This window comes from Kangiella aquimarina DSM 16071 (assembly GCF_000374105.1).
GTDB lineage: Bacteria > Pseudomonadota > Gammaproteobacteria > Enterobacterales > Kangiellaceae > Kangiella > Kangiella aquimarina.
Window position 1 is genome coordinate 1188981 of record NZ_KB893650.1, and the last position, 13401, is coordinate 1202381.

The following is a 13401-nucleotide window of genomic DNA, read 5'->3' on the forward strand; positions in this document are numbered from 1 at the left end:
GAAGAGTTTGGCGGAAAAAGCTACTGTTTTTCGCCAAATTCGCTATAATCTCGCACTTTAATCCAATTTTTCAATTGATGGAGCCAGGTTAGTTTTGGCGGAAAAAATACAAGCAGTCCGAGGCATGAATGATATCCTGCCGGACTCTACACCTCACTGGCAAAAATTAGAGTCGGTATTAAGACAACTGATGGCTAGCTATGGCTACAGCGAAATTCGTATGCCTGTTGTCGAAAAAACTCATCTATTTAAACGATCTATCGGCGAAGTGACTGATATCGTTGAAAAAGAGATGTACACCTTTGAAGACCGCAATGGCGAAAGCCTGACTTTGCGTCCTGAGGGTACTGCCAGTTGTGTCCGCGCCGGTATTGAGCATGGTCTGTTATATAATCAGGAGCAACGCCTGTGGTATATGGGCCCCATGTTTCGCCATGAAAGACCGCAAAAAGGCCGCTACCGACAGTTTTATCAACTTGGAGTTGAAACATTTGGCGTTGGGACACCTGATGTAGATGCTGAACTTATTTTGATGACAGCGCGCCTCTGGAAAAAGATAGGCATACATGATTCGGTACGCCTAGAAATTAATTCCCTTGGTTCCAATGAAGCCAGAGCTAACTATAGAGATAAACTGGTTGAGTTTCTGTTACCAATAAAAGACCAGCTTGACGAAGATAGCCAGCGTCGATTGCAAACTAACCCTTTACGCATTCTGGATAGCAAAAATCCAGAGGTTCAAAAGCTGGTAAAAGATGCACCGAAGTTGAGTGAACATCTGGATGATGAGTCTAAGCAACACTTTGAGCGTCTTTGCCAGATTTTGGATACCAATAATATACCCTACACCATCAATACCAACCTGGTACGTGGTCTGGATTATTATAATCGGACCGTATTTGAGTGGATAACAGATAAGCTTGGCGCGCAAGGTACAATATGTGCTGGTGGTCGCTACGATGGTCTGACTGAACAGTTGGGTGGTCATGCAACACCAGCAAGTGGATTTGCCATGGGCCTTGAAAGAATCGTTGCCTTGATTGAGGAAATGGAAACAGACGAAATTCCATTGGCTGATGTCTACATGGTAGCCCTGGGTGATCAGGCGGAGTTAACTGCCACGCAACTAGCTGAGCAGTTACGAGATCAATGGCCAGATATTAAAGTGCGTATGAACTGTGGTGCTGGAAACTTTAAGAAGCAATTTAAACGTGCTGATAAGAGTGGCGCAAAAATCGCACTTGTGATTGGCGAGCAGGAAGTTAAGGATGGCACCGTTGGTGTTAAATATCTACGTGAACATAAAGAGCAGTTGGTGATATCACAGCGTGATGTCTGTCAGCTACTTGACCAGTATCTTGTATAAAAGAACGGGTCTAAACAGTTAATATAAATTAGAGCAATTATTGAGGAGGCCGACAGTGGCTTACGAAACAGAAGAACAACAGGTCGAAGCGATCAAACAGTTTTGGAAGGAAAACGGCACAGCGATTATTTTAGGTGCCGTTATCGGTTTTGGTGCTTTGTTTGGCTGGAACTACTATCAGGACCACAAAACAAAACAGGGTGAGCTTGCTTCTTTGGCCTACTCAGAGATTTTGACTATGACTGAACAAAGTTCATCAGACAATTCTGAACTTATCAGTAAAGTTGATGCTATCAGAACTGAGCATGCAGCCTCTAGTTATGCTTCTTTGGCAGCTATGAGTCTTGCGCAAACCTTTGCCAGCGATAATAAATTTGAAGAAGCTGCGGAACAATTGCAGTGGGTTGTTGACCAAAGTAACGATACTTTTGAGTCTATTGCTCAGTTGCGATTAGCGCGAGTTCAACTTCAATTAGAAAAGTACAACGATGCGATTGCTACTGCTGATAGTATTGATGAGCAAGCTTTTAAAGCTAATGCCTTGTTAGTCAAGGCTGAAGCTCTGATTGCTCAAGGTAAAAATGATGAAGCTAAAAGTGTCTTAATCGAAGCTCGTGATGCGGGAAATGGAGCAGTTAACCCATTACTTCAGATGCGTATTAGCGAGTTTGGCATTGAAAACTAATTGATACTAATAACGGGATAAATTTATGATTTCTGGTTGGACACAACGAATAGTCACTTTATTGATCGCTACCAGTTTTCTGGTGGCTTGCTCCGATGAAGTGGTCAATCCACCTAAAGAGCTTGACGATATTGAAGAGAAGTTCTCTATAGAGTCAGCGTGGGTTGAAGTTATTGGAGATGGTGATGACGGTAAGTTCAACAGCTTAATTCCAGCAATCTGGGAAGATAAAGTCATTACGGCTGATGTTAAAGGTTTGATTTCAGCTTTTGATCTTAAAACTGGTGACCTGATCTGGGAAACACAACTGAAAGAACCTTTATCGGGTGGCGTAACGGCAAATGCTGGCCTTGTAGCAGTTGGAACCAAAGATGCCAAGGTTCATGTCTTAGATATTAATGACGGCAAAAAGTTGTGGCATGTAGATGTGACTACTGAAGTGCTGGCAAAACCTGCCATTGATGATGGTCGTTTAGTGGTTCGCACACCCGATGGCAGAATTTTTGCTTACTCGCTGGCTACCCAGAAACAGGAATGGTTCTACGATCGTATTATCCCTAATTTAACATTAAGAGGGACATCGGCGCCTGTTGCAACCAGTGGAATTGTTATTAGCGGATTTGCCAATGGCAAAATGGCAGCTTTTAATATTCGTACTGGTGACTTATTGTGGGAGCAGCGTATTTCTGCCCCTCGAGGAAGCTCTGAGATTTCACGAATTGTTGATGTAGACTCAAGCCCTGTTATTTATTCTAATTACCTTTATGCCGCTGGCTTTAATGGTTATGCGATTGCAATGGATTTAACTAATGGTCGCTACTTATGGCGAGAGGAAACATCCGTTACTCAGGAATTACTGGTGGATGCAACTCGTGTATATCTTGTCGAAACAACAGGTAAAATTGTTGCTCTAGATCGCTTTACTGGAGAACAGGTTTGGAGCCAGGAAGGTCTGTTATATCGCAAGCCGACAGGTGCTGCAGACAATGAAGATTATATTGTTGTAGGTGATTTTGAAGGTTACCTGCACTGGCTAGACAAAAGTACGGGTGAATTTGTCGCCCGAACCCATCTGGATCGTTATGGCGTAGCTCACGCTCCAATCGTTACAGATGAACACATTATTGCTACAACTCGCTATGGTTACCTCCACGTAATGGAAAACCCTATAGCTTCATCCTCTGAAGAGTAAAATTCATGCTACCAGTTATCGCTCTCGTTGGTCGTCCCAACGTTGGTAAATCTACATTATTTAACAGACTAACTAAGTCTCGCGATGCGCTGGTAGCAAACCTGCCTGGACTGACTCGTGACCGTCAATATGGACAAGCCACATTAAAAGGCCAGAAGTTTATTGTGGTTGATACCGGTGGTATTGCCGGTGATGAAGAGGGTATTGATGGCTTAATGGCAGGGCAGTCATTGCAGGCTATCAATGAAGCAAACATAGTTCTTTTCCTGGTAGATGCCAGAACTGGCATGACTGCCGCAGATGAGTTCGTAGCTAGTCACTTAAGACGTCAAAACAAACCTATTATTGTGTTGGTTAATAAGGTCGATGGTATCCATGCCGATGCAGCCCTTTCTGATTATTACAGCTTAGGTTATCAAACTGTATTGCCACTGGCCGCAGCCCATGGTCGTGGTGTTAATACGTTGGTTGATACCATATTTGACGAACTGCATCTGGAATCTACTGATGACGAAGAGCTGATTGGCTATGAGAAAGCTCAAGGCTTAAAGCTTGCAATCGTAGGCCGTCCAAATGTTGGCAAATCTACACTGGTAAACCGTTTCCTCGGTGAAGAGCGTGTTGTTGTTTATGACATGCCAGGCACCACTCGTGACAGCATCTATATTGAAATGGAGCGTCGTGATAAGAAATACACCCTTATTGACACTGCGGGTGTTAGACGTCGTGGCAAAGTTAAAGAAACTGTAGAAAAGTTTTCTGTTCTGAAAACCTTACAGGCAATCGATGATTCCAATGTCACCATCATGGTGATGGATGCACGTGAACCCATTACCGATCAGGACCTCAGCTTAATCAGTTATATTATTGATGCTGGCCGCTCAATGGTTATTGCAATTAATAAATGGGACGGCATGACTGAGGAGCAACGTGATAATGTTAAGCATGAAATTGATCGCCGCTTAGGCTTTATTGATTTCGCCCGTATTCATTTTATTTCCGCTCTGCACGGTTCTAACGTTGGCCACCTTTGGGAGTCTGTTGATGAAGCCTGGGCCAGTGCGCAAGTGGAGATGAGTGCTTCGAAATTAACTCGACTGCTCGAAGAAGCTGCTGAGAAACATCAGCCACCAACAGTCCGTGGACGTCGTATTAAATTGCGGTATGCTCATCCTGGTGGACATAACCCGCCACTGATAGTCATTCACGGTAATCAGGTCAGTAAACTACCTGAAAGCTATAGACGTTTCCTGGTGAATTTCTTTCGCGATAAATTAAAGCTGATTGGTACCCCAATTCGTCTTGAGATGAAAGAGGGCGATAATCCGTTTAAGGGCAAGAAAAACGAAATCACAAGACGTCAACGCCTGAAGCGTAAGCGCGCTATCAAGAAGTGGGGCGGAAGATAATTTAGCTTTTGGTCGGTATGCTTTTAACCTCACCATCTGCAAAGCGGGTAGTGAGGAGTTTTGCTTTCTTAGCCTTTGCAGCCGAAGTTATGGCCTTTCCTGTTTCATCTTCCGTTATTGTATAACCACGTTCTAAAGTAGCTAGAGGACTGATGTTATTCAGTTTCTGTGCTTTAAGAGCTAGCAACTGCTGCTTCTGCTTAAGCAGATAATGCCATGATTGCTGAAGGTTTTTGTTTGCCTGCTGCAAAGTGGTTTTAGCCTGATTGAGCTGTAACCTGGGGTTGTAGCTGTGTAGTCGAGACAACAAGTCTTTAAATTCTGCCTGTTTAGTTTGCATCAAATATTTTTGTGCATTGAATAGGCTCTTATTCAGTGAGTGCAATTCAACCTTGTAATGATTAAGTTGCTGCTTGGGGTGTACAATACGAGCAATCAATGTATCCAGCTTGGACTGGGCAACCTGAAGTTTATGTTCAAACTCTCCAGCAAGGCGACGCTCGAACTGTATAAGTTTGTGGCGTAAATCGGCCTGGTCTGGAACAAGTAATTCAGCAGCTGCTGAAGGTGTAGGTGCTCGCAAATCCGCTACCCAGTCACTGATAGAGGTATCAACTTCGTGACCTACCGCTGATACCACCGGGATTTTGCTTTCGCGAATTTTTCGAGCCAATGTTTCGTCATTGAAGCACCACATGTCTTCTAAAGAGCCACCGCCCCGAGTGATCAGCAACACATCACATTGAGCATGTTGATTGGCGATTTCGAGTTGCTCTATCAAGGTTTTTGCTGCTTTTTCGCCCTGAACCTGACTTGGGTAAATAATGACTGGAATCTGTGGCATCCGACGCTTCAGGACACTCAATACATCCCTTATGGCTGCACCGCTTGGTGACGTGACAATCCCTATTCTATTTGGAAATTTAGGAATCGGGCGCTTTAACTCAGGTGCGAACAAGCCTTCGGCCTGTAGCTTTTCTTTCAGGCGGTTAAATGCTATTTGCAGGGCGCCTTCTCCAGCTGGTTCGATATATTCACCAATCAGCTGAATGTCACCACGGGGTTCATAAAGACTGAGTTTGGCTCTTATGAGCACTTGCTGACCGTCTTCTGGTGTAAAACGAGCACTACGATTACGATTCTTGAAAATGGCGCAACGTAACTGAGCACCATTGTCTTTTAGTGTGAAGTACCAGTGGCCTGAGGCGGGAAGGGCAAGGTTAGATATTTCGCCAGTAATCCAGATTTGACCGATGACATCTTCAAGCTGTTTTCGAACTTTGAATGCCAATTCGCTCACAGAATAAATCTTACGTGTTTCGCCGGTTTGTTGTGGTTCAAGAATTGGCTTAATCATAGACAAATCGAATCAAATAGTTATTTACCTTGCAAGGGGGAAGACGTTATAATAACGCGCTTCATCGAGCCAGCGCCTTTTGCGTTGGCGTAATAATACGTGGTACACAATATGCGCATTATAGAGGAAGCTCTTACCTTTGACGACGTTTTATTAGTGCCGGCACACTCCAAAGTATTGCCTGCTGACGCAGACCTGCGCACTAAGATTACCCGCGAATATAGCCTCAATATCCCACTTGTTTCTGCTGCAATGGACACGGTCACAGAATCGCGTTTAGCTATTGCATTAGCCCAAGAAGGCGGTATGGGATTTGTTCATAAGAACATGACTATTGAGCAGCAAGCTGAACATGTTCGTCGCGTCAAGAAGTTTGAGAGCGGAATTGTCAGTGATCCAATCACAATCACTCCTGATACTACCATTGGACAAGTCAAGCAAATGACTCGTGAGCATGGTATTTCGGGAATGCCTGTCGTTGATGGTAATCAACTTGTGGGTATTGTGACCAACCGTGACATTCGATTTGAAACCAGCCTGGACAAGCCTGTCTCTAAAGTCATGACGCCAAAAGAGCGTTTGGTGACGGTAAAAGAGGATGCCAGTCAGGAAGAAATCTACGACAAGTTGCATGAGTTTCGTATCGAAAAACTATTAGTCGTTAATGATAATTTTGAGCTGAAAGGCCTGATTACCGTTAAAGACATAAACAATGCCGAAACAATGCCTAACGCCTGCAAAGATCGTTATGGTCATTTGCGTGTTGGCGCAGCTGTCGGTACAGGTCCAGAGACTCCTGATCGCGTCGCGGCAATTGTTGCAGCAGGTGTTGATATTATTCTTGTTGATACTTCACACGGTCATTCGCAAGGTGTGTTGGATCGAATTAAGTGGATTAAGCAGAATTATCCTGAAAAACAGGTCATTGGTGGTAACGTTGCCACTGCTGCTGGTGCTCGTGCTTTAGTTGATGCTGGTGCTGATGGCGTTAAAGTTGGTATTGGCCCCGGATCAATCTGTACAACTCGTATCGTTACTGGCGTTGGTGTTCCTCAGATTTCAGCAGTTTCCAGCGTAGCTAAAGAGTTGGCAGGAACAGGCGTTCCATTTATTGCTGATGGCGGCATTCGTTTCTCAGGTGATATTTGTAAAGCATTAGCTGCCGGTGCATACAGCGTCATGGTTGGCTCCATGCTTGCAGGTACCGAAGAAGCTCCTGGTGAAGTTGAGTTATATCAGGGCCGTTCATATAAGTCATACCGTGGCATGGGCTCATTAGGCGCCATGTCTCAAAAGCAAGGCTCAAGTGACCGTTATTTCCAGAGTTCTAACGCTGCTGATAAATTAGTTCCAGAAGGTATCGAGGGTCGAGTACCTTACAAGGGGCCGGTGACACAGATCATTCATCAGATGATGGGTGGCATTCGCTCCAGCATGGGGCTTACTGGCTGCGCAACTATTGAAGAGATGCGTACCAAAGCGGAATTTGTAAGAGTGACTAATGCTGGCATGAACGAAAGCCATGTGCACGACGTTGCCATCACAAAAGAAGCTCCTAACTATCGTGTTAAGTAAGTGATGCGCCAGTATTTGGTACTGGTGTCAGAGCGAACAATAAGACGGGTTATTTCAAAGCCGCAGTATCAGTCTGCGGCTTTTTGATTTTTTTAAGATTTCTACCTAACTTGATAAAAGGTAATAGCAATGCAAGCAAACATTCATGAGCATCGAGTTCTGATTCTGGATTTTGGTTCGCAATATACTCAGTTAATTGCGCGTCGCGTACGTGAAATTGGCGTTTATTGTGAGTTGGTACCATTCGATGTCGAAGACGAGTTCATTCGTGAGTTTAATCCAAAAGGTATTATTTTATCCGGTGGGCCAGAGTCGGTAACCGGTGAAAATACACCACGTGCACCGCAGCTTGTTTTCGAGTTAGGAGTTCCTGTTTTAGGCATTTGTTATGGTATGCAAACCATGGCGCATCAATTTGGTGGCCGTGTCGGTGGCTCAGAAAAGCGTGAGTTTGGTTACGCAGAAGTTTTCACCAAGTCGCATAGCACATTGTTCGAAGGCATTGAAGACCGTTTCAACACAGAAGGTCATCCAGTACTTGATGTGTGGATGAGTCATGGTGATAAAGTTCTTTCAGTTCCAGAAGATTTTGTGGTCATTGCTTCCAGTGATAATGCTCCGATTGCAGCAATTGCTCATAAAGAAAAGCCTTTCTACGGTATCCAGTTCCACGCAGAAGTAACGCACACCAAGCAGGGCGGTCGAATACTAGAGCGTTTTGTTGATGAAATCTGTGGCTGTGAAAAGTTATGGACCGCAGAAAACATCATTGATGATGCGATTGAGCAGATTAAACAACAGGTAGGCGACGATGAGGTTGTACTTGGCCTTTCAGGTGGTGTTGACTCATCAGTAACGGCTATGTTGTTGCATAGAGCTATTGGCAAGCAGCTTACCTGTGTATTCGTAGATAATGGTCTATTACGTTTAAATGAAGGTGATCAGGTGATGGCCATGTTTGGTGATAACTTTGGTCTGAACATTATCCGTGTAGACGCAGAGGATCGTTTCCTATCTGAATTGAAAGGTGTTGATGAGCCTGAAGCTAAGAGAAAAATTATTGGTAAAGTGTTCGTAGATATCTTTGACGAAGAGTCCAAAAAGCTGGTCAATGCAAAATGGTTGGCGCAAGGCACGATTTATCCAGATGTCATTGAGTCAGCTGGTGCAAAAACGGGTAAGGCACACGTTATTAAGTCACATCATAATGTGGGCGGTTTGCCCGAAAAAATGGATCTTAAATTAGTAGAACCATTACGTGAATTGTTTAAAGATGAAGTTCGCAAGATCGGTTTAGAGCTGGGGCTTCCATACGATATGCTATTCCGTCATCCTTTTCCGGGACCCGGTTTAGGTGTTCGTATTTTGGGTGAAGTAAAAAAAGAATATGCGGATCTGCTTCGTCGCGCAGACGCCATCTTCATCGAAGAATTGTACAAGCACGACCTATACGATAAAACCAGTCAGGCATTTACCGTATTCTTGCCAGTTCGTTCTGTTGGTGTGATGGGCGACGGCCGTAAATATGATTACGTGGTAGCACTTCGTGCGGTAGAAACTATCGACTTCATGACAGCTCGCTGGGCGCACCTTCCATACGAGTTTCTGGAGCATGTATCAGGCCGTATTATTAATGAGGTGGATGGGATTTCGCGGGTGACTTATGATATTTCCAGTAAACCCCCAGCCACTATTGAATGGGAGTAGACTTGTCTTTTTGCGATTCTACTTTGTTAAAAACAGATTTTAGTGCTCAGGGACTTTGTGTCCATTCCGCGCTAAAATCTGTTTTTGCCGCGTAGAGATCACAAAAATCCTGCGTCTACAGAGCTGGCGCAAATAAGTTAATCCAATATTTCTTCTCGCAAATTTGAAACCAAATAATTGTATGACTCTATAGGATGGTTTAGCTTGTAAAGCGTAACCCATCATCAGATCCTCCATTATTGCCAAAACTAACCTATGACTGACTTTACTGAATTCGACCACAATTGCATGCAACGAGCTTTTGAATTGGCGGCTATCGCTGAAGAGAAGGGCGAGGTTCCTGTTGGTGCGGTATTGGCGAAAGAGGGTGAAATTATTTCTGAAGGCTTTAATCAACCGATATTAAGCCATGACCCAACGGCTCATGCTGAAATGGTAGCTTTAAGGGCTGCAGGGGCGCAGATAGAGAATTACCGCCTCGTAAATTCAACTTTGTATGTCACTCTTGAACCTTGCGCCATGTGTGCAATGGCGATGGTTCATGCGAGGGTAGCTAGGGTGGTGTTTGCAACTCCCGACCCAAGAACTGGCGCTGCGGGATCCGTGCTCAATATTTTGCAAAATCCTAACTTCAATCACCAGTGTCAGGTCGAATCAGGTCTTTTACAGGACGATTGTAGCGAGCAGCTAAAACGATTCTTTAGAAACAAAAGAAAAAGCTCGGACAAAAAATAACCATTTATTATTTGACATTATCGTGAAATAACTTATATTCCGCAGTTATGAAAATGACTTTTACGTTCAAGAAACACAGCAAGAAGGCACTTAAAAAACGTGTCTCGATAAGTTGTGGGTGAAAGAATAGTTAAGCATTTATCAATATTTCAAACCCGCACAGGACATCCTCTGCGGGTTTTTTTATGGGCTAAATATATTTAGAGTAAAGATTCGTATTCGTATAAAGAAAAGCGATCGGAGAACAATGATGACAACAAATAACACAGCTTGGCATGTTTTAAAGTTTGGCGGAACGAGCGTATCAACGCGAAGTAACTGGGATACTATTGCTAGAATCGTCAAACGAAAACGTGCGAAGGGCATTAATGTATTTGTTGTTCATTCAGCGGTCAGTACTGTTTCTAATCGCCTTGAGCAGCTCATTCAATTTGCTATTGCAGGCGAACATGAGACAGCTTTTAAGGAGCTGGTAGAGCTTCATCAACAATTGATTGAGCAGTTAGATGTCAATCAGAGTTTGTTAGATGACGAGTATCGTTATCTGAAGCGCCTTCTTGATGGCATCAATTTGCTGGGCGAAGTCAGTGATCGAATCCGTGCATTGATTATGGCGCAGGGAGAGTTATGGGCCACTAAAATAGGTGCGCGGTATTTACATAGTCAGTTAGAAGATAAACCGCATTGGCTCGATGCCAGAGAGTATTTATCAGCAAACCGCCAAAGTCAGAATGATTATCTTGCTGCTGGATGTGACTGTGACTTGGATGAAGCCTTGTTACAGCAAATCAGAAACAATTCAGTCATTATTACTCAAGGCTTTATTGCCAGTAATCAGGAAGGCGATACAGTATTACTTGGGAGGGGCGGTTCAGACACATCTGCTGCATATTTTGCGGCAAAAACTGGTGCAGACAGGCTCGAAATTTGGACAGATGTTCCTGGTATTTTCACCGCCAATCCAAACCAGGTGCCTAATGCTCGCCTGCTCAACCATCTTAATTATGATGAAGCACAGGAAATGGCGTCAGCTGGAGCAAAAGTACTTCATCCCAGAGCTATTCGTCCGGCACAATTATCTAATATTCCAATTTATATCCGCTCAACCATTGATTCTGAACTCGCCGGTACTCAAATTCATCACTTCGATAATCGCTGGGGAATGGTTAAAGCGATTACTGCCAAGAATGGTATCACCTTGATATCTATGGAAAGCCAGGGCATGTGGCAACAAGCCGGTTTCTTGGCAGATATGTTCGCTGTTTTTAAAAAGCATCAAGTTTCCGTTGATCTGGTATCAACGTCTGAAACCAATGTTACAGTTAGCCTCGACAGTCTGACTCAGGTAGTCAGCGAACGCAGACTTAAAAATCTGGTAGATGAATTGTCCACCATTTGCCGGGTTAATGTCATGAAAAACTGCTCAGCAGTTTCGATTGTAGGTCAAAACGTCCGCGCCATTTTACACAAGATTGCGCCGGCATTTTCTATTTTTGAAACCTATAAAGTGTATTTATTATCGCAGGCCGCTTCTGACCTGAATCTTACTTTTGTCATTGATGATGAGCACTGCGATAAAGTGATTGCAGCCCTTCATGAGTTGTTAATTAGCAATAACCCTAATAGTGAAATTTTGGGGCCGACTGCTAAAGAGCTCAAGAAACCTATTGAAAGCGAAACCCTTAGCGAAAAGTGGTGGCAGAAACGCCGAGCTGATATTGAGCTTTGTCTGGAGAGTCGTGAAAACGCCTATATTTATAACCTGTCAGCAGTTAAAGATAACATCAGTGCATTAAAATCGATAAGTGCTGTTGACCAGATATTTTTTGCCGTCAAAGCTAACAACCACCCACAAGTATTAACCACGGCTTTCCAGCAGGGAATCGGATTTGAAACTGTATCAATTTTTGAAGTAGAAAGAGTTTTAGAATTGTTCCCGGATATCGGTAAAGAGCGAATCTTTTTTACACCAAATTTTGCCAGCCGTGTTGAGTATGAAAAGGCATTGGAATATGGAGTAATGCTTTCACTCGATAGCAGTTACCCTCTAAAAAAATGGGCGGAGACTTTTGCTAACAAAAGCATCTTTTTACGAATTGATCCTAATATTGGTAAAGGTCATCACGAGAATGTACGAACTGCTGGTGCTACTTCTAAATTTGGAATTCCCATACAGGAAATTGAACAGTTATTACCAATCATAGAAGAGAATAATATTAAAGTCGTTGGTCTTCACGCGCATGCGGGAAGCGGCATTTTAACCAACGAGCACTGGGCAGAACATGCAAAATTATTAGCCGATGTTGCCAGCCAATTCCCTGATGTGAGATTTCTAAATCTTGGTGGCGGCTTCGGTATCAAGGAACGGGCTCAGCAAACAGAGCTTACTATGGAGCAAATAAATCATAGTCTGCAGCAGATAAAATCTCAATATCCACAGTATCAGCTCTGGATCGAACCGGGGCGCTACATAGTTGCTAATACTGGTGTTCTGGTAGCTAAGGCCACTCAAGTTAAACAAAAGCAAAACTATTACTATGTTGGTATAAATACTGGCATGAATTCGTTGATGCGTCCTGCTTTGTATGGCTCCTATCATCCTATTGTTAATCTGTCGCGGCTTTCAGAGACCAAAAAGCATCTGGCCACTGTTGTTGGGCCTATCTGTGAAAGCACTGATAAACTGGGAATTGAAATTCCGTTTCCAGATACTTTTGAGGGGGACCTGATTCTTATTGAAAATGCAGGGGCCTACGGCCATGTCATGTCTACTCATTACAACATGAGAGCCCCGGCCGAGGAGGTTTGTATACCTTAAGGTAGGAGCTTGAAGCACCTCACTTTAAATTATTCGACTGAGGAGTATGATAGATATATGTCATGAGAATAAGGAGGTGCATATGGCTCATTCTAAAGTAGGTATTTGGCTTGATCATAGAGAAGCAGCTTTAGTCGAAATCAGTGACAAAGGAATCAGTACGCGATTTATTCAATCTGGTGTCGAAGAGCATATTGATGAAAAGCGTGGCTCCCGATCCAAGACCCCATATGGTCCTCAAGGTGTATTTGCAGAGGATAAGGCTGATCGTAGAAGCCAAAACCTGTTAAATCAGTACTATTCAGAAGTGGCTTCGGGAGTAAATAATGCTGAAAGTCTCTATATCTTTGGTCCTGCTGAAGCGAAGCAGGAGTTTGCAAAGTATCTTGACCAGCACCAGAACCATAAGCCAGCAAAGGTCGAAGTGGAAAGTGCTGATAAAATGACGGAAACCCAGATTATTGAAACAGTCAAAAAACACTTTCGCTATAAACCCGATTTATTCTGATGCGAATATATGGCTAAAAATGGCTATAAAAAAGGCGCTGATTATCAGC

At 43.6% G+C, this 13401-nt stretch carries 10 protein-coding genes; 9 read left to right on the forward strand and 1 reads right to left on the reverse strand.

What is annotated here, in order from left to right; all coding sequences use genetic code 11:
- Positions 1-94: 94 nt before the first annotated feature.
- The 4 genes from hisS to der are packed head-to-tail and all read left to right on the forward strand — an operon-like array spanning position 95 to position 4652.
- Positions 95-1366, forward strand: a complete 1272-nt coding sequence (hisS, locus tag B158_RS0105780) for a histidine--tRNA ligase (RefSeq protein WP_026309266.1) — start codon at positions 95-97, stop codon at positions 1364-1366.
- Positions 1367-1421: 55 nt separating this feature from the next.
- A complete protein-coding gene (locus B158_RS0105785; RefSeq protein ID WP_018624418.1) occupies positions 1422-2051 on the forward strand; it encodes a YfgM family protein in 630 nt (209 codons plus the stop codon).
- Between the two features lie 25 nt (positions 2052-2076).
- Positions 2077-3243, forward strand: coding sequence for an outer membrane protein assembly factor BamB (gene bamB, locus B158_RS0105790; RefSeq protein WP_018624419.1), 1167 nt, complete (start codon positions 2077-2079; stop codon positions 3241-3243).
- A gap of 5 nt (positions 3244-3248) precedes the next feature.
- Positions 3249-4652, forward strand: coding sequence for a ribosome biogenesis GTPase Der (gene der, locus B158_RS0105795; RefSeq protein WP_018624420.1), 1404 nt, complete (start codon positions 3249-3251; stop codon positions 4650-4652).
- A 1-nt stretch (position 4653) separates the two neighbouring features.
- Here the strand turns inward: der and xseA are convergent, their stop codons facing one another.
- The gene (xseA, locus tag B158_RS0105800) at positions 4654-6009 is read right to left on the reverse strand and encodes an exodeoxyribonuclease VII large subunit (protein ID WP_018624421.1); all 1356 of its coding nucleotides are present in this window, start codon (positions 6007-6009) and stop codon (positions 4654-4656) included.
- Positions 6010-6120: 111 nt separating this feature from the next.
- On the opposite strand from xseA, the gene guaB reads away from it, so the two are divergent.
- The 5 genes from guaB (at position 6121) to B158_RS0105825 (ending at position 13352) form a co-directional block, all read left to right on the forward strand.
- A complete protein-coding gene (gene guaB / locus B158_RS0105805; RefSeq protein WP_018624422.1) occupies positions 6121-7584 on the forward strand; it encodes an IMP dehydrogenase in 1464 nt (487 codons plus the stop codon).
- 129 nt (positions 7585-7713) lie between these two features.
- Positions 7714-9291, forward strand: a complete 1578-nt coding sequence (guaA, locus tag B158_RS0105810; RefSeq protein WP_018624423.1) for a glutamine-hydrolyzing GMP synthase — start codon at positions 7714-7716, stop codon at positions 9289-9291.
- Between the two features lie 255 nt (positions 9292-9546).
- Positions 9547-10026, forward strand: a complete 480-nt coding sequence (gene tadA / locus B158_RS0105815; protein WP_018624424.1) for a tRNA adenosine(34) deaminase TadA — start codon at positions 9547-9549, stop codon at positions 10024-10026.
- Positions 10027-10273: 247 nt separating this feature from the next.
- Positions 10274-12844: a bifunctional aspartate kinase/diaminopimelate decarboxylase gene (locus B158_RS0105820; RefSeq protein WP_033413856.1), complete on the forward strand. Its 2571-nt coding sequence runs from the start codon at positions 10274-10276 to the stop codon at positions 12842-12844.
- Positions 12845-12926: 82 nt separating this feature from the next.
- Entirely contained in the window at positions 12927-13352 is a 426-nt protein-coding gene (locus tag B158_RS0105825; RefSeq protein ID WP_018624426.1) for a hypothetical protein, read from the forward strand.
- Positions 13353-13401: the final 49 nt, after the last annotated feature.

Coding starts and splice junctions, on each gene's coding strand:
- B158_RS0105825 (WP_018624426.1), top strand. CDS start 12,927: ATGGCTCATTCTAAAGTAGGTATTTGGCTTGATCATAGAGAAGCAGCT.
- xseA (WP_018624421.1), bottom strand. CDS start 6,009: ATGATTAAGCCAATTCTTGAACCACAACAAACCGGCGAAACACGTAAG.
- bamB (WP_018624419.1), top strand. CDS start 2,077: ATGATTTCTGGTTGGACACAACGAATAGTCACTTTATTGATCGCTACC.
- B158_RS0105820 (WP_033413856.1), top strand. CDS start 10,274: ATGATGACAACAAATAACACAGCTTGGCATGTTTTAAAGTTTGGCGGA.
- guaA (WP_018624423.1), top strand. CDS start 7,714: ATGCAAGCAAACATTCATGAGCATCGAGTTCTGATTCTGGATTTTGGT.
- guaB (WP_018624422.1), top strand. CDS start 6,121: ATGCGCATTATAGAGGAAGCTCTTACCTTTGACGACGTTTTATTAGTG.
- tadA (WP_018624424.1), top strand. CDS start 9,547: ATGACTGACTTTACTGAATTCGACCACAATTGCATGCAACGAGCTTTT.
- der (WP_018624420.1), top strand. CDS start 3,249: ATGCTACCAGTTATCGCTCTCGTTGGTCGTCCCAACGTTGGTAAATCT.